Origin of the sequence: Aerosakkonema funiforme FACHB-1375 (genome assembly GCF_014696265.1) — a bacterium.
GTDB classification, from domain to species: domain Bacteria; phylum Cyanobacteriota; class Cyanobacteriia; order Cyanobacteriales; family Aerosakkonemataceae; genus Aerosakkonema; species Aerosakkonema funiforme_A.
The window spans coordinates 1-16,947 of the sequence record NZ_JACJPW010000074.1; the positions used below are offsets into that span (position 1 = coordinate 1).

At 42.8% G+C, this 16,947-nt stretch carries 21 protein-coding genes; 6 read left to right on the forward strand and 15 right to left on the reverse strand.

From position 1 onward, the window contains the following. Positions 1-85 precede the first annotated feature (85 nt). From H6G03_RS39330 to H6G03_RS24535, 15 genes are all read right to left on the reverse strand, one after another. Positions 86-715 carry a calcium-binding protein gene (locus H6G03_RS39330; RefSeq protein WP_190469941.1) on the reverse strand — a complete coding sequence of 210 codons (630 nt, stop codon included), beginning with the start codon at positions 713-715 and terminating at the stop codon, positions 86-88. A 384-nt stretch (positions 716-1,099) separates the two neighbouring features. Next, entirely contained in the window at positions 1,100-1,585 is a 486-nt protein-coding gene (locus H6G03_RS24470; protein WP_322111965.1) for a sensor histidine kinase, read from the reverse strand. Positions 1,586-1,610: 25 nt separating this feature from the next. After that, positions 1,611-2,516 carry a protein kinase domain-containing protein gene (locus H6G03_RS24475; protein WP_190469943.1) on the reverse strand — a complete coding sequence of 302 codons (906 nt, stop codon included), beginning with the start codon at positions 2,514-2,516 and terminating at the stop codon, positions 1,611-1,613. Positions 2,517-2,687: 171 nt separating this feature from the next. Next, complete coding sequence (locus H6G03_RS24480; protein WP_190469946.1) at positions 2,688-2,834, reverse strand: hypothetical protein; 147 nt, start codon at positions 2,832-2,834, stop codon at positions 2,688-2,690. Between the two features lie 15 nt (positions 2,835-2,849). After that, complete coding sequence (locus tag H6G03_RS24485; RefSeq protein ID WP_190469949.1) at positions 2,850-3,113, reverse strand: hypothetical protein; 264 nt, start codon at positions 3,111-3,113, stop codon at positions 2,850-2,852. A 198-nt stretch (positions 3,114-3,311) separates the two neighbouring features. After that, entirely contained in the window at positions 3,312-3,890 is a 579-nt protein-coding gene (locus H6G03_RS24490; RefSeq protein WP_190469952.1) for a pentapeptide repeat-containing protein, read from the reverse strand. 268 nt (positions 3,891-4,158) lie between these two features. Next, the gene (locus H6G03_RS24495) at positions 4,159-5,082 is read right to left on the reverse strand and encodes an Rpn family recombination-promoting nuclease/putative transposase (RefSeq protein WP_190469954.1); all 924 of its coding nucleotides are present in this window, start codon (positions 5,080-5,082) and stop codon (positions 4,159-4,161) included. A 168-nt stretch (positions 5,083-5,250) separates the two neighbouring features. Beyond that, positions 5,251-5,670: a hypothetical protein gene (locus tag H6G03_RS24500; protein WP_199315464.1), complete on the reverse strand. Its 420-nt coding sequence runs from the start codon at positions 5,668-5,670 to the stop codon at positions 5,251-5,253. A gap of 2 nt (positions 5,671-5,672) precedes the next feature. After that, positions 5,673-6,107: a Panacea domain-containing protein gene (locus tag H6G03_RS24505; protein WP_190469956.1), complete on the reverse strand. Its 435-nt coding sequence runs from the start codon at positions 6,105-6,107 to the stop codon at positions 5,673-5,675. Positions 6,108-6,256: 149 nt separating this feature from the next. Beyond that, positions 6,257-6,430, reverse strand: a complete 174-nt coding sequence (locus tag H6G03_RS24510) for a hypothetical protein (RefSeq protein ID WP_190469959.1) — start codon at positions 6,428-6,430, stop codon at positions 6,257-6,259. An 84-nt stretch (positions 6,431-6,514) separates the two neighbouring features. Continuing rightward, a complete protein-coding gene (locus H6G03_RS24515) occupies positions 6,515-6,691 on the reverse strand; it encodes a hypothetical protein (protein ID WP_190469962.1) in 177 nt (58 codons plus the stop codon). 7 nt (positions 6,692-6,698) lie between these two features. Further along, positions 6,699-6,944: a ribbon-helix-helix domain-containing protein gene (locus tag H6G03_RS24520; RefSeq protein WP_190469965.1), complete on the reverse strand. Its 246-nt coding sequence runs from the start codon at positions 6,942-6,944 to the stop codon at positions 6,699-6,701. Between the two features lie 38 nt (positions 6,945-6,982). After that, on the reverse strand, positions 6,983-7,270 hold the full coding sequence (locus H6G03_RS24525; protein ID WP_190469968.1) for a CopG family antitoxin: 288 nt from the start codon (positions 7,268-7,270) through the stop codon (positions 6,983-6,985). Beyond that, positions 7,239-7,523, reverse strand: a complete 285-nt coding sequence (locus tag H6G03_RS24530; RefSeq protein ID WP_190469970.1) for a BrnT family toxin — start codon at positions 7,521-7,523, stop codon at positions 7,239-7,241. Before H6G03_RS24530 ends, H6G03_RS24525 begins: the two co-directional genes overlap by 32 nt. Positions 7,524-7,597: 74 nt before the next feature. Continuing rightward, positions 7,598-9,835, reverse strand: coding sequence for a phosphoketolase family protein (locus H6G03_RS24535; RefSeq protein WP_190469973.1), 2,238 nt, complete (start codon positions 9,833-9,835; stop codon positions 7,598-7,600). Between the two features lie 196 nt (positions 9,836-10,031). Here H6G03_RS24535 and H6G03_RS24540 point away from each other — a divergent pair, with 196 nt between their 5' ends. From H6G03_RS24540 to H6G03_RS24565, 6 genes are all read left to right on the forward strand, one after another. Next, positions 10,032-11,417 (forward strand): cytochrome P450, encoded by a 1,386-nt coding sequence (locus H6G03_RS24540; RefSeq protein ID WP_190469976.1) that lies wholly within the window; start codon positions 10,032-10,034, stop codon positions 11,415-11,417. A gap of 119 nt (positions 11,418-11,536) precedes the next feature. Continuing rightward, positions 11,537-12,841: a glycosyltransferase gene (locus tag H6G03_RS24545; protein ID WP_190469977.1), complete on the forward strand. Its 1,305-nt coding sequence runs from the start codon at positions 11,537-11,539 to the stop codon at positions 12,839-12,841. Positions 12,842-12,880: 39 nt separating this feature from the next. After that, a complete protein-coding gene (locus H6G03_RS24550) occupies positions 12,881-14,257 on the forward strand; it encodes a cytochrome P450 (RefSeq protein WP_190469979.1) in 1,377 nt (458 codons plus the stop codon). 65 nt (positions 14,258-14,322) lie between these two features. Continuing rightward, a complete protein-coding gene (locus H6G03_RS24555) occupies positions 14,323-15,117 on the forward strand; it encodes an LmeA family phospholipid-binding protein (protein ID WP_242057110.1) in 795 nt (264 codons plus the stop codon). Positions 15,118-15,233: 116 nt separating this feature from the next. Continuing rightward, positions 15,234-15,977, forward strand: a complete 744-nt coding sequence (locus H6G03_RS24560; protein ID WP_190469982.1) for an LmeA family phospholipid-binding protein — start codon at positions 15,234-15,236, stop codon at positions 15,975-15,977. A gap of 120 nt (positions 15,978-16,097) precedes the next feature. Beyond that, positions 16,098-16,946: a DUF1206 domain-containing protein gene (locus H6G03_RS24565; RefSeq protein ID WP_190469984.1), complete on the forward strand. Its 849-nt coding sequence runs from the start codon at positions 16,098-16,100 to the stop codon at positions 16,944-16,946. The last annotated feature ends 1 nt before the right edge of the window (position 16,947 follow it).

The window sequence follows — 16,947 nt, forward strand, 5'->3', positions numbered from 1 at the left end:
AATTTTACGCCAATCTTATGGCCTTAAAGACTTTCAAATGTTACGCGCTCGTTTATTAGCCAGCTTCTCTGATTAGAATAACTTATCACACCAAGTACGGAAGAGCCCGTCTGCCAATGACAAAAATATCCTTTCCTTGACCGCCGTTGACTGTATCTGCACCTAAGTCGCCATAGAGAGTGTCGTTACCTTGTTCTCCAAATAGAAGGTCGCGATCTTTACCTCCCCGTACAATATCGTTGCCCTCGCCACCTTTGACAGTATCATCGCCTTGGTTGCCGTCGAGAAAGTCGTCGCCAATGTTACCTTCTAAAATATCGTTGCCATCCAAACCAAGCAGTGAGTCGTTACCCGCAGATCCATCTAAAAAATCATTGCCATTACCACTGAAGTTAGCTTCCGCACCTCGATCTCCAAATAGCAAGTCATCCCCATTTCCACCAAATGCCGTATCGTTCCCCAAGTCGCCATAAATGGTGTCGTTTCCGCTGTCGCCAAAGAGGAGGTCATCGTTTTTACCGCCGCGTACAAGGTCGTCCCCATCGTTCCCGCGAACTGTGTCTTTACCAATGTTGCCGTTGAAGATATTTGAAGCTGGGTTGCCCTCTATTATGTCATCCCCTTCCAGACTGAAAATAATGTCGTTACCTGCTAGTAGTAGAATGCTGTCGCTGTCCGGCGAACCTGTGAGAAACACTCTGGGGGGAGTTGACACTTTTAGCTCCTTGCGACGCTTGCCAAGAATTTGAATTAATGTAAACTCATCAATAAAGTGTTGCCTCTATCTTAAGTATTAAATTATGAAAAAATAGAACGAAACTTAAAGGCGATCGTTTATCTTTCTGTAAATATTTCGGGCTTTTATTACTTACGTAATTTTACGTATGGTATACTGATAACCAGGAACCAAATAAATTTGTTGAGCCGAATATTTTTATTGGCAGCTTAAAGCATACCAGCAGATAATTTTTGTGACTTCCAACTTCTAGCCTTCAAACCTTTTCTGATGAACTATAGAAATCAGTTTATCTGGCAAAGGGCTGTTCAATTAGCTATCAACTACCCCAACCAAGATCGCTAAAAGTGGGCAATAACCCTTCTACTTTGTGATTCGACATGGCGGGAAGGGAGTAATGGGAATTTTAATGACGAACTCAGTTCCTTGACCAACTTCAGAAAAGCATTTCAATTGTCCGCCATGTTTTTCTACCACAATTTGGTAGCTAATCGCCAACCCCAAACCCGTACCGCTACCGATGGGTTTGGTAGTAAAGAAAGGCTCAAATAATCTAGCACGGACATGAGGAGGTATCCCCGATCCGTTATCTATAATATGGATAGCAACGCGATCGCCACTGACAACTTGCGTGCGAATACAAATACTCGGTGTAAATCCTGCCTGCTGAGAGTTACTTTTTGATTGTTGTTCCAAAGCATCAATCGCATTAGAAAGAATATTCATAAATACCTGATTTATTTGTCCGGCATAGCATTCCACTTCTGGCAATTTTCCATATTCCTTAATCTTGTTTAATAAAATCGAGGTCGATCGCTTCAGTTTCCGACTCAATACGCGATCGTGCAAAAACTTATAACTTACTTTAGAATCATCAAATTTTAAAGTACCTAATTATTCTTGCAGAAAATTTTCGATCTCGTTGACCGGGGGTAAAGTTTTCTATTTTCCCCATTTTTTGTAATTGTTCCAGGCAGTTTTCTAGGTCAAATTTTAGTCCTTCAGCACTTTGATATCGCTCTTCAGCAGTTTTGGCTAATAACTTCATGGTTATTTCTGAAACAGCCGTTGGGATTTCTGGATTTAATTGATGAGGCGGGACGGGTTTAATAGCAATATGGGAGTAAACTAATTCTAGGGGGTCTGTGGTTGTAAAGGGTAATTGACCCGTTAATATTTCATAAAATGTGATGCCTAGAGAATAGAAGTCTGTACGATAGTCTAAAGAACGATTCATCCGACCAGTTTGTTCTGGCGACATATAGGCAAGAGTGCCTTCTAGCAAGTTGGGATTGTTGATGATTTTGTTTTCTCGATCTAGGCGCGTGGCAATGCTAAAATCTGTAATTTTGACTTCGTTTCTGAAGGAATTTATAAGAATATTGGAAGGTTTAATATCTTTATGAATTACCGAAAGTTTATGCAGTTCGCCCAAGGTGCGTGTTAGTGCGATCGCTATATTTAAAAATTCGGTTAGCGAGAGTCGTCTAGCAGAAATTAGTTGTTGCAAGGATTGACCGCCAAAATCTTCTAAAATTAAAGCGAAGCTATGAAGATATTTTTGAAAATTTGTCGCTCTAACGATGCCTTCACATTGAAGATCGTGCGTAATTTTATATTCTTGTTTTAAGCGGGTAATTTCTTCAACAGTGGGATACTCTGATTTAAGGACTTTAATGATTACTGATGAGTTTCCTTGCTCGTTGTGTCCTCGAAAAATTGCAGTTCTGACGCCTGAAGCAATCTCTTCTGTAATTTGGTATCCCGATAATGCAAGCATCAGAGCTATTCTCCTAAAATTTCTCAATTAGAGATTTTTTCTCTATAATATCTTGACATTGAAATGAATTTATGTGTATCAGAAAAAATACTTAATAACTTAAATCACCAGCGGTACGACAGTGGTAGATCCCTATAATACGACAGACATTGCGCGACTTGAGGATGCGGATTATGAAGGACATTCCCTGTCAATGGTGCAAAAAATTGCACGGCGCTGAATTAACGTTTGGAAGTTAAGTTGCTTGCGAATAGCGATCGCGTACAATGATTGATTGTAAGATTGAAGAGAGCGATCGCACTCCCCTACCCCAACCATTTCCTCAGCTTATTCCTACTTGCTAGCTCTACCAACCATGTAGCTAAGAAGACCGATAACAGTAGAAGAAAGAGCGGCTATTGCAAATCTCATTTCTCCCTCAGAAGCGCTACCTTTTTGAAAAATTGTGAATGAGTAAAAGTCAATTATCAAAATTATGACTAAAGCGACTATAAATACAGTAATATCCTTCACCCAGAAGGAGATCCGCTTTTGCTTTCGTTTTAGTTCTTTATCTTTTTCGCGGTTTTTTAGCTCAAACTCAGTGTCTTCTGTCATATGTCATAGATATTTTCCATATAGTTTTACATTTTTTCAAGTATCAGTATCGAGTAAATAAGTCACAGGCTATGTTCTGAGTTGGAAAAACTACGGCTGTCATAGATATCTTTGATGATTTCCTCATCTGTGCGATCGTCTTCCCAAGCACCAAATGTTTCCATAAAATTTTCAAGGGAATGTTCTTTCGATGTTTTTTCAGATTAGCACATCGATCTGCTGTCCGTCTGGCAAAATAATGATGCCTCCTAACGCGCAACCAAGTTCAACTAGATTAGAACCTTTACAACTGGCTCCAGTCAGATCCAAATCCTCTAACGCAGTATCTCCATTGATAACAGAGCCATCCAGAATTGCGTCTCTAAAAGTAGTCCGAACAATATCGATCGTTTCTAGGTGAACACCTCTGAGGGAGGCTCCGTCGAAGTTAGATCCTTGAACAACAGTTTCTCCAACAAAGAAAGCCCCATCTAGATTAGCCTTGGTCAAATTGGCATTAATGATTCTGCTGTCCCCAAGATTGACTCCACGCAGATTGGCTCCACTCAAATTAGTTTCCTCCAACCGCGCACCGCACAAAACAGCCCCACTCAAATTAGCTCCACTCAAGTTTGCTCGATTGAGCTTGGTTCCGCACAGGTCAGATCCACTCAAGTCAGCTCCACTCAAGTTGATTTCCCTGAGATCGGCATTATCCAGAAAAATACCCCTGAGTCTGATTCCAGGAAAATTTCGCTCCCCAGTAGCGTACTTTTTGAGTAATTCTTCAGCGTCCATAACTCTCTTCTAAAATTTATTCCTTTCAAATAGCTGGAGAATTGTTAAAAACTTCTCTTACCTCTTGCTCTTGGACATTATGCTTGCGATCGAGTTTTTCCAGAATTTCATCCAGGAAGATTAAATCAAATATTTCCAACTAAATTTTATCTCTTTTTTTGATGATTGTCATCCCCTACCTAGTATAACCCAGATCGGGGCAAACCTTAATGCACTAACTCGATCGCACGCACTTTTCCTCAACACTTTCCCAGTCAATCCATCAGCACTAAATACGCTGCTCCAACCATCTTTCCAAATCTGAAAAACTGTTAAAATCTAATAAATCTTCTGCTAATGTTTCCAAATTTTGAATAGATAAGTTTTCAATTTGGCTGGTTATTACCCCTGAAATTTCTCCAAAACGCTTTTTCAGTAAACGCATAACTAGAGCGATCGCTTCCGTGACGCGCCCTTCTTCTCTACCTTCTTCTCTGCCTTCTTCCATAGCATAAGTCAGTCGTCCTCTCTCATCTTGTAGAATCATAGCTCGCCGCTCTACTAATTCTAATTCTTCTACTGTCATGTTCGCTTGGTTGGCAATATTTAACGCTAGTTCTATCTCGCTAACTTCTCCTAATCTATCTGGTATTTCATCCAAAGTGACTGCTTCTTTAATAAAATAAATCCATCGATCGCTTAAACTCGTTAACTCCGATAAATCTTTCTTGAATTTCGGCAATTCTATAAATATTAGCTGCAATTCAGGATCGGGATAGGCAAATTTTTTTGTCTTCTCCTGAAACACAAATTGAGTAATTACATCAGGAGTTTGGTTAAATAGAATAAAATCGACGATCGTCACCCCAATTACTGGGGTAAGACTAAAATAGTTTTCGCCAATTCCTAATTGATTTGTATAAGCTTTCCCCACGTTATAAATCACCCTTTTGCTGAAAGCACTCACTCGCGCTATTTGCATTTCTATCAGGACAATTGAGCCATCAGCTAAAATGGCTTTTACATCTAAATAAGTTTCTTTTAAGCTGAGAACTTGACCGGGATTATAGGGGTTGACAATAGTTAAGGATTGAATAACTTTCTCTCCTTCATAAATAATGGCATTGAGAAAGCTGATTAAGATCTCTTGGCTTTGTGAGGAACCGAAGATTTTTTTAAAGGCATAATCGACCTTGGGACTGATAAATCTCATTTTTTTCTTCCTTTTTTGCTTGATTACGGTTAGTAAGAGTTTTATTCTTTATTATTGTGAACTATGAGGATAATTTTATTATAATCGATCGCACTTTTATCTGTTATTCCTCCTGCAATTTCTCCTCCACCCACAAATTCAAAAGATTTTCAGCAGACATCCCTCTCCTTAATTACCATGATCGTACACTTCAAAAGACCTATCTAACCATACAATATGAAAAATTGCTTCATTCCTATAACCTACCATTGGTTTTAAACCACTAAATCGAAACGCGATCAAATCAACATCTTCTGTAATATGTTTCGGAATAGGAACAAGGAAACTATTGCGGTTAATTATTTCATACCCAACTCCATGACGAGGTGCAAGGCGAAGTTCTCTCCAAGATAACTGACTGAGTTTATATAAGGTAGATACCAATGCTGCTTTTTCATCTTTATCACAGCTATCTAAACCGTGACTTTTGTCAAGATATCGAAAACAGAAAACCGGAGGTTCTAGATCGTAATTTGGGGTACTTGGCAAAGGCGGAGGTGGAGCAATGCGCTTTCCTTTTCTAGGTTCTTTACCCTTCATCTTTGCCATAATTATTTGACAAGTTGAGTGTCAAAATATGCCTTCATCAAATCTAATGATATCTCTTCATTTAGAGGAGTTTTCTTCCAAGGTAGTTCTTGATGAGTAAAACGCATTAATGTTGGTGCGGTGTATTGTCCATACACTTCATACACTTCATTAAGTAACTCTTGTGTTTTTTCATCGTATTCATCTACATTAAAATCGTCAGGTTGTGGCAGAGGATTTGGCTCATATTGCTTGTATAAACGGTAAACTTCTGGCACAACAGGCCCATATTGCCAAGCTTCAATTTTTTCACTAAATAGGGGCTTTTCAAATAGAGCCAAATGGAAACCCTGAGCATAGTAGAGCAACTTCTGAAGTTTCAGATTAGTAATTAAATCCTCTTCTTCAGGAGAAGCAAGTGTAATTAAGTATTTAGCTATATCCAAAGCATTATACATGGCGGCAACTTACCTTGAAGGGTAATAATTACAAGTATATCACACTTTATGACTCGACCTTAATGTCAACCCCTACCTAGTATAACCCAGTTCGGGGCATCATCTCAAACTTAATGCACTAACTCGCTCGCTGCTAGTAGATGATAATTTTACTTAACTATCACAGTTCTGCCAGTTACAAAACCGATGACTCCAGTAGTTATCGCAATTAAAATTGATGTAGCAAACTTATCTTCTTCTGGCGAGTGATTCGGATTTTGCAGAATAGCAATTGCATATCCAGTAATCATAAGTATCAGCGCGATCGCTAAAAGGAAAAGCAAAAAATCTTTCCGTCTCTGAAGACTGCGATCGGCGGATTCCTGCTGTCGCTGAAATTCTTCTTTAGCTATTTCTCGCTGTCTTTGCTATTCTCTCTCAACTGCTTCTTGTTGTCTGTCAAACTCTGCTTGTTGAGGCGTTTTGGCCGTTGCTTGTTGAATATCTAATCTGGTGAGATTTGCCGAACCAAGAGGATTGACATATTGACTTTGTACGCCGATATCTAATTCGTTTTCAATCGGTGTATTTTCGGCATTTGTCATAATTTGATTATTCCTCAATCAGACCAACAATTTTGCTAATAACAGGCTGGTCTTTTTCTACAATCCCGATTTTTTGACCGCGCTTTTCTGCTTCTACAGCTATTTTTAATAAAGCTAGTGCCTTGCGAAGTACATCGCTTTCGCTGACATGAGTTTCACTGGATAAATTCTGTAGAGTCGTGTAAAATTCTGGTGAAACTTCTAAACTAAATTTAATTTGGTCGTTAGTTTCCATTGTTGGCTCCGTTTGCATATAAATTGACTGGCTCGATCGCAGTTTTTATCAAATCTTCAAACCATCTCCTCTTGCAATTTCTCCTCCACCCACAAATTCAAAAGATTTTCAGGAGACATACCTTGACGTTCGGCAACCGCATGGATTTTTTCTGATAAAGTTTTATCAATGCCGTAATATGTTACCTTCGATTTAGGGCCAAGATTAATTGTAAATTCAACCGGATAAGTTTGTTCCCAATACTCATCCAGACTATGCTCATCCCAAAATTCTCCTATTTCCTCATAAGATGTAGCATTGGAAATCGAGCTTCTAGTTATTTCGGTATCTTCTTCGTTCGGCATTATCCATGTCCCTCGCAGATAATATCAAGGCGTTTTTATCTTGCTTATAGATAAAGTAAACAATTAAGTAACGTCCCGAATCAGTTTGACCAGATGCAGCATAAACATTTTCATTTTGGCGGGTTCCCTTTTCAACAAATCGGATAGCTGGAGAGTTGTTAAAAATTTCTCTTACCTCTTGCTCTTGGACATTGTGTTTGCGATCGAGTTTTTCAACAATACTATCCAGGAAGATTAAATCAAATATTTCCAACTAAATTTTATCTCCTTTTTTGATAATTGTCAGCCCCTACCTAGTATAACCCAGGCAGGGGCATCACCTCAACCTTAATGCACTAACTCGATCGCACGTTTCGTCAACGCCTCCGCAGTCAATCCATTAAACGCCATTAACTCACCAGCAGAAGCAGTTGTTTCCCCACGTTTCCATGCGAAAGTATCGCGTTTGGCGTTACTTCTCAACATCACAGGTTCTAACATTCCACTCGCGCCACCAGTGACACCAATTAACGCATCACCACCAAAGATTTCGGCGAATTTGGCATCACTCAAAAAGTCACCATCGGGTTGAGAACAAGTATCCCAAGCAACATCGTGCGGACGATACAAACGGCGAGGATTGATAACAGAAACGATCTTCACGCCGATACCTTCACCTTCTAAGAAAGCTGCTGCTTCAAATACTGGCATTAGGGTCATATCGCCAACTACTGCAAACACGACTTTTTTACTCGCACCTTGGTTGAGATTTGTTTGGGCTGGTTCGATTTCTTGCAATACGATCGCACCATCTTTTAACCCTTGACGAGTTTGTGCAAATGTGGTACGAATTGGCAATGGAGATTTACTGGCAGTAATCACAATTCCCTTATTTTTAGTTGTCAATGCCCACTCATAACAAACTTGGATGCTGTTAGCATCGGGTGGGAATAATGGGAAGACATTGCCGTTTCGCATCATCGCGGCAAAGTATGCTTCCACTTCCGGGCGTTGGTGCGTCCAACCGTTGCGACCTTGCTCTAAAGCGCCTGCTGTATATAAAGTAATAGTGGCAGGAGTGGGACGGCGCAATTCTGCCATTGCTTGGGTGACTGTTTGCCAAATTGGTAATCCGTTGATGGCAAAAGATTCGTAGGAACACCACAAACTTCTGGCACCCATCAAAGATAAACCAACTGCCAATCCCGCACAAGCATCTTCACTCAAAGGTTCGTAAACTTGTCCGTTTGGTGATTGATTGTAAAGGTCATCGGTGGTGGGGTGAATAATCTTTAATGCCTGGTTGATATTGGCAATTCCAGATGCTTCGTTACCGTCGGCGTTGGTAACTAAGAAAGTGCGATCGCATTCTCCCACTTTCCCCACTAATCGCCCCATTGCTGTTGTTGAAACCTTCGGATCTCCACCAACCGCATATTCTTCTAACGGCAATTCACCTAATTCTGATAACGGTAATTCAAACTCCGTTACCGCAGTTTTCGCAGCAGGACCACCACCTGCGCGTTCGCAATTTGTCCGTACCAATTGCCAAGCTTCCGCAGATAAAGCACGACCTTTCAACGCTTCGGAAATATGCGGCGCATCTAATGTATCTTTGGGATAAAGATTGTGCGATTTTGCTCCCCGTGCGTGAACTCCCGCCCCTTTCAATTGTTTGATGATAAAAGCAGTGAGTTTGCCGCCAAGTGCAGATTTTGCTGCTTTATCCACACCCGCTAAAATTGCTTTCGTGAAAGCAAGACGCTGTTCAAAAGAGAAAGCGGTGCTATCAACATAATCGCCTGGTTGGTTTTTGTCATCGAAATCTTTGGCATTCACTAAGATGACTTCTGCAAAACCGTTTCCTTTCCAATAAGCAATCATTTCCTCATTGGTTTTGGTGGAAACCATGCTATGATGTTCCTGACTGTAACCATTCCAAATTAACACTGGCAAAAAGTTAGTTGCACTGGGATAAGCGGTGTGGAAATGTGCCATACTGCTCATCGGATAAGGTTCGCCCATCCCGCCATCACCCATTGTGAAGGGGAAAAGTTTGTCTTTGTGCAATAAAGCAGCTGCCATTGCAAAGTGCTGACCTTGACCGAGGGGGCCAGCAGGTGCGAGAATACCGGGAATGTAGCCGGAAAGGTGGCCCAAAAGACCGTGCTTTTCGCGGAAGCGATCGCGCAACTGCTGTACAGTAGAAATACCCATGTCCTCCAAAGAGCGATCGAGGAACATGGAACTGTAAAATCCCGGCGCGTGATGTCCCACTTCCGTGATAATATTCTTGTAACCCAGCAAAATTAAAGCCGCATGAGCTTCCGCAGAACTGGCAAAACCGCCTGGGTGTCCCGAAGCTTTACTCCCAGTGATTTGCAAAGTAAGATAACGGAGAGCATCAGCTAGCAGTAAAGTTTGGTACACTGCGGCTGGGTCGGCAGGATCGGAAATGGCAACGCTGCCTTCTGCGATCGCGGGATTAGCACCATACGTCTCGAAATGCGGTAGCGCTTCGCCAAAATATTGAATACCTTCGCAAAAATCGGGAATTGAGGTTGCTTTTGGGGTCGTTGCAGTCATGCTGAGTTCCTTAAAGTGTATGAGGAGACAGTACGTGCGGAATTAATTTAACAAAAATTTTACAACTATTAGGTTGTCGAAAATTATCAGTTGTATGTAAAACGAAGATAACAATATCGAATGCAATGCCAAGAAAAATTAAATGGTTTAACTTAGGTTAAGTGAGAAGAAATATTTTCAGAAGCAAACCGATACAATGAAACAAGTAGAAGGCCCTAAAACCCCAACAATTGTACAAACGCTCCAATGGGTCTTTAGCCCTATGTCGTTTATGGAAGACTGCGCCAAACGCTATGGCGACATCTTCAGCATTCGAGTGGGCGCAAAATTTGACCCTTTAGTGTTCGTTAGAGATCCCCAAGCGCTGCAAGAGATTTTGACAGGGGATACCACCAAGCAATTTGAAGCTCCTGGCGAAATGAACCAGATTTTTGAACCATTTTTAGGACTGCATTCTGTGATTACCGCTAGCGGCGCACGCCACCAGCGCCAGCGCCAGCTGATGATGCCGAGTTTTCACGGCGAAAGGATGAAAACTTACGGTGAGACGATCGCCAATGTCACAGAGCAAATAATGAAAAAATGGGATATTGGCACACCCTTCTGCGTCCGGTCTTCTACTCAAGCTATTACCCTGCGGGTAATTATGCAAGCCGTGTTTGGTTTGTATGAGGGCGATCGCGCACAAAAGCTGGAAAAACTGCTTGCTGAAATGCTGGAGACCACAGCTTCTCCCGCGAGCGTTACCATGCTTTATTTTCCTATTTTGCAACAGGATTTAGGTGCGTGGAGTCCTTGGGGAAGATTTCTACGCCTTCGCGAACAAATCGATCGACTCATCTACGAAGAAATTCGGGAACGGCGAAAAAATCCCGATCCATCCCGCACAGATATCCTCAGCTTGCTAATGACAGCTAAAGATGAACAAGGTGAATCGATGACCGATGAAGAGTTACGCGATGAATTGATGACTCTTTTAGTTGCAGGTCACGAAACTACTGCCACAGCTTTAGCTTGGGCATTTTACTGGATTCACAAAATACCAACTGTGCGACAAAAACTGCTGGAAGAACTCGATAGTTTGGGCGAGAATCCAGACCCCAGCGCTATTTTTAAATTACCTTATCTCAACGCTGTCTGCTCCGAAACTTTGCGGATTTACCCAGTGGGGATGCTGACCTTCCCACGAGTACCGAAAGTACCCCTGCAACTGATGGGTTACGATTTAGAACCTGGAACAGTGTTGATGGGTTCTATTTATCTCCTCCACCGCCGCGAAGATTTATATCCAGAACCGGAAAAATTTAAACCAGAGAGATTTTTAGAAAGGCAATTTTCTCCCTATGAATTCTTGCCATTTGGGGGTGGCGCAAGGCGCTGTATTGGTTTTGCTTTTGCGTTGTTTGAAATGAAAATAGTCCTGGCCGAAATCCTCTCGCATTTGGAATTGGAACTTGCCGATAATCGCGAAGTCAAACCTAAACGTCGCGGTTTGGTGACAGCACCCGATCGCAGCATTCAGCTAGTTGTAAAAGGCGAGCGATCGGTAAAATCTCGCACCCTGGTAGCTGTCTCCAGTTGAGCCTAGCGCAGTAGGAAGCAAATTAAAAAGTTAAAAATTAAAAATTGGCGTTGGCAATTGAAAATTAGTAATTGCGAATTGCCAATCCTCCGTCTCTATTCCCCATTTACCAATCTCTTATGACACATTTTGGCATCATCAGTCCCGCCGCGATCGGCCACCTCAATCCCATGTGCGTCTTAGGCCGAGAATTACAACGACGCGGCCATAATGTCACCCTTTTCGGTATTCCCGATATCGAAGAAAAAGTGATGAAATCGGGATTGAACTTTTGCCAGATTGGAGAATCTCAATTTCCGCTCGGAACATTGGGACGAAAGTATAAACAGTTAGGAGAAATGAGCGGAGTGGCCGGACTAAAATTTACAGTGCGTTGGCTACAAGAAGAAGCAGCTATGCTTTTCCGGTCAGCTCCAGAAGCACTCAAATTAATAGGTGTAGAAGCCTTGCTGGTAGACCAAGTTTCAACAGCAGGTGGAACGGTTGCTGACTTCTTGAATCTTCCCTTCATCACAGTATGTAATGCTCTGTTAATTAATCGGGAAGCTGGAGTTCCTCCATACTTTACACCCTGGAGTTACAGCAAGGGATGGGGGGCGCGTCTTCGCAACCAAGCGGGAAACTTTTTGATCGATCGCATCACACAACCAATTTGGAATATTCTCGTACAGCAGCGGCAGCAATGGCAGTTAGCCCCTTATTCCAAACGGGAAGATGCCTACTCTCAACTTGCTCAGATATGCCAACTTCCGGCAGAATTTGATTTTCCGCGAGTTAATTTATCCCCTTGCTTCCATTACACGGGGCCTTTTCAAGATTCATCCGGCTTAGAACCCGTCTCCTTCCCGTCCCTCTCTTTTCCTTGGGAAAAATTGACCGATCGACCGCTGATTTACGCTTCTCTAGGTACTTTACAAAACCGCAAATGGGAAATTTTTCACAGCATTGCTGAGGCTTGTTTGGGGTTAGACGCACAGCTAGTAATTTCTTTGGGAAACCCAAACAGTCAAGAATCTTTGAGCTTGCCCGGTTCGCCTTTGGTGGTTCCCTTTGCACCGCACCAAAAACTAATAGAAAGAGCCAGCTTAATAATTACTCATGCAGGTATGAATACTGTACTGGGAGCATTAAGCAGCGGCGTACCTTTGGTAGCGATTCCTATTACTAACGAACAACCTGGTATAGCCACTCGTTTAGCTCGAACTGGTGCGGGAGAAATGCTGCCTTTGGCAAGATTGAGCGTTCCCAAGCTGAGAGCCGTTATACAGCGGGTACTAACAGAAGATTCTTATCAAAAGAATGCCTTCAGGTTGCAAGAAGCCATTCGTCGAGCCGGCAAAGCTAGCCGTGCCGTCGATATTATCGAACAGGCGATATCTACGGGGAAGTCTGTCTTGGCTCACCCTAAAGATTATAATTGCTAGCTTAGATTCAACAGCGAAAATTCTCTCAGGAAAGTCGCCATGAAACTACCACCAGGCCCGAAAACTCCGGAAATTGTACAGCTACTCCAATGGGTTGCTAACCCCTTGACATTGATGGATGATTGTGCTAAAAAATATGGCGATATGTTCTCACTGTGGGTAAGCGGGAATGGAAAGCCGATCGTCTTTTTAAGCAACCCACAAGCGATTAAAGAAGTTTTTACAGCCGATTACAAACAGTTTGACACCGGCCCTGCGAACCAGTTAGCCAAACCAATCCTGGGACAGTATTCGCTGATGTTGATGGATGGCGATCGCCACCGCAGAGAACGCCAATTATTGATGCCTCCGTTTCATGGCGAACGGATGAAAACCTACGGTCAGCTAATTCAAGATATCACCCTTGCAGTTACCGACGAGTGGGAAATCGGTCAGAAATTCTCAGTTCGCGAGGTAATGCAAGAAATTTCCCTGCGCGTAATTTTACAAGCTGTGTTTGGTTTGCAAGAAGGAACTCGCAGTCAACAATTGCGGCAACTTTTGTCAGAAATGTTAGATGAGATCAGTTCGCCTTTCAATTCCGTCTTACTTTTCTTTCCGGTACTGCAAAAAGATTTAGGTGCGTGGAGTCCGTGGGGTCGCTTCTTGCATCGCCAGCAAGAAATTAGCAAACTCCTCTATGCGGAAATTAAGGAACGTCGAGAAAAACCAGATCCATCCCGCACAGACATCCTCTCCTTACTTATGTCTGCGCGTGACGAAAACGATCGACCGATGACAGATGCAGAATTGCACGACGAATTGCGATCGCTTTTAGTAGCCGGTCACGAAACAACAGCCACATCATTAGCTTGGGCGCTATATTCAATTCACCGCGTACCGGGTGTGCTTGACAAGTTGCTGCAAGAAATAGATAGCCTTGGTAATAACCCAGATCCAGCGGCTTTTGCCAAACTACCCTATCTTACTGCTGTTTGCAACGAAACGCTGCGAATTTATCCAATTTTGTTTATCACCTTTGGCAGAATTGTCAAATCTCCCATCGAAATTACGGGTCATTTATTTGAACCCGGTACACAGCTAGCTGCCTGTATTTATTTAACACATCGGCGCGAAGATATTTACCCAGAACCAGACAAATTTAAACCAGAACGTTTTCTAGAACGTCAGTTTTCTCCCTACGAATATTTCCCCTTTGGTGGAGGTAATCGTCGCTGTCTTGGGATAGCATTAGCACCATTTGAAATGAAACTTGTACTGGGAACAATACTGTCGCGCTGGCAATTGGCACTTGCAGATAAACGCCCAGTTCGACCCATACGTCGAGGCTTTACATTAGGCCCATCTGGCGGCGTGCGAATGGTTGTTTGCGATCGCCATCACCAGAAATCTCGCATCGTGGAAACCACCGTTTAGCTGAAAATTAAACAAAAGATAGACAATAGCAAAAGATTGCCTATATCGACTGGGAGATAAATTTATTGACGCGATCGCGTAAATTGGCAAAATATATGCGATCGGGAGATGACATCATGACGCGAGATGATGAACCCCGGCTGGAGGAAGAGGTACTTTCTACCGCCGCAGAAATAGGGGTAATTAGCCAAGTGGATAAAGTAGAGGACGTAAATATAGATGTCAAAACTAATCTACTTAATATCGTTCAAGGACAAGCCGATTCAGTTTCATTTGCCGGCCAAGGTTTGGCAATCCAAAAAGACATCCGCGTCCAAGAAGTGCAAGTGCAAACAGGTCGGATTGCAATCAATCCTTTAAGTGCTATTTTTGGTGAAATCAAACTTACTCATCCGACAGATGCCTCTATCCGCGTTGTCCTAACGGAAGAAGATATCAACCGTTCTCTCAATTCCGACTACATCCGCAGCAAGTTGCCACCTTTAGATCTGGATGTGGATGGTAAAATTGTTACTCTGGAATTGCAACACATGGAAATTAACTTACCAGGTGACGGTAAGATAAAATGCAGCGGTAACGTGCTGCTGCACGAGGGCAATACTCGACAGTTAGACTTCATTGCCTTACTTTACCCGCGCACTTCTTCGCAGCCATTGTTACTAGAAGCCTTCCACTGCACGCCGGGAAATGGCATTGGCTTAGAATTAATAGTGGCTTTAATGTTGAAGTTCAAAGAACTGGTAAATTTACCTTACTACGAACTGGAAGGAAGCGCGTTTCGCGTCAAAGATATGGATGTACAAAAGGGCACCTTAACGGTGATGGCAGAAGCATACATCAGACAAATACCGTCAATGTAAGTGTGGGGCTATCTAAAGATAGATAACCGCTCATAAATTATTCTGTCGGGATGCAGATTCGCTGCTTTATACCGACCGCCTAAAGTTAGGTAGGTACTGCGATAAAAAATAGCAAAATGGCAGCAAATCAACCAGGGCTAGGTGAGCAAGCACTCAGTAAGGCAGCGGAAATTGGCCTATCCAGTCAACTGGATGAAGTAGAGGAACTTAACGTAGATATCCGTACCAATCCGCTGAAAGTAATTCAGGGAGAATTGGATTCGGTTGATATTAAAGGCAAAGGCATGGTCATGCAAGAAGACCTGCGGACAGAGGAATTGGAGATGCACATAGATCGCATCGCGATCGATCCTCTTCGCGCCGCCTTTGGCGATATTCAATTGAAACATCCTACCGAAGCAGAAACGCGAGTTGTCCTCACAGAAAAAGATCTCGATCGCGCCTTCAATTCCAACTTTATCCGCGATAAGCTGCAAAACCTGAATGTGCATATAAACGATCGACCGACAACGGTTGATGTGCAAAAAGTGGAATTCCGCCTACCCGGTCAAGGCAAATTTAGCTTAAACGCGACTGTTGGTCTGCGGGAGGGCGGCGAAACCAAACAAACTGCTTTCACTGCTATACCGCGTGTGAAAGAAGGCGGAAACCGCATCTCGCTTGAGGATGTTGAGTACGCGGAAGGGAAGGAAGTATCGCCAGAACTGACTAACGCTTTGTTGGATAAGTCCAGCGAATTGTTAGATTTACGTAATTTTGAGTTGGAAGGAATGTCGTTGCGCCTGAAAAAGTTGGATGTGCAAAACGGCAAGCTGACGCTGCAAGCAGAAGCTTATGTAGAACAGTTTCCTTCATCGTAATTTCAGATTTGAGATTTCAGATTTCAGATTGAATTTTTTTTGATTTGAAATCTGATTTTGCCATATAAAACCATTTTTAAATTTGCCATCTTAAATTTGCAATTTGAAATTCCCAAATATATGACTCGACAAAATTTACCTAATAAAAATGTAGAAACGGCAGCAAGACAAGCAGCTGCTCATCCTTGGGTGGAACGTTTGGCAAGATTTGGTATAGCGGCAAAAGGGGTAGTGTATGCGATCGTCGGTGTGTTGGCGGCGCAAGCTGCATTTGGCGCAGGCGGCAGAACAACCGACTCTAAAGGCGCTCTCCAAACTATTGTGACACAACCGTTTGGAAAATTCTTGCTTGGTTTGGTGGCGATCGGCTTAGTTGGATACGTCGTATGGCGTTTTGTGCAGGCATTTCTCGACCCCGAACGCAAAGGCAGCGATGCCAAAGGTATTGCACAGCGCATCGGCTATTTTATCAGCGGTTTAATATATGCCGGTTTAGCTTTAACAGCTACTAAAATAATTTTAGGTTCCGCAAGCGGAGGCGGTAGCAATTCAACGCAACACTGGACAGCACGTTTGCTGGCACAGCCTTTCGGTCAGTGGTTGGTAGCTACTGTGGGAGTAATTATAATTGGCATCGCGTGCTATCAAATTTATAAAGCTTTTACTGGCAAATTCCGCCAAGAATTGAAATGGCAGGAAATGAGGAACGTAGAAAGAACGTGGGCAATGCGCCTCGGCAGATTTGGCCTTACCGCACAAGCTATAGTTTTTAGCATTATCGGCTTTTTCCTCATCCAAGCGGCGCGTCAATCTGACCCCAATCAAGCGCGTTCTTTGGGTGGCGCACTAGCAGCACTGGCGGAACAACCCTATGGCCCTTGGGTTTTGGGTGTTGTGGCGATCGGTCTTGTCGCCTACGGTATTTATATGATGGTGCAAGCTCGTTACCGTCGCGTTGTGACTGTATGAA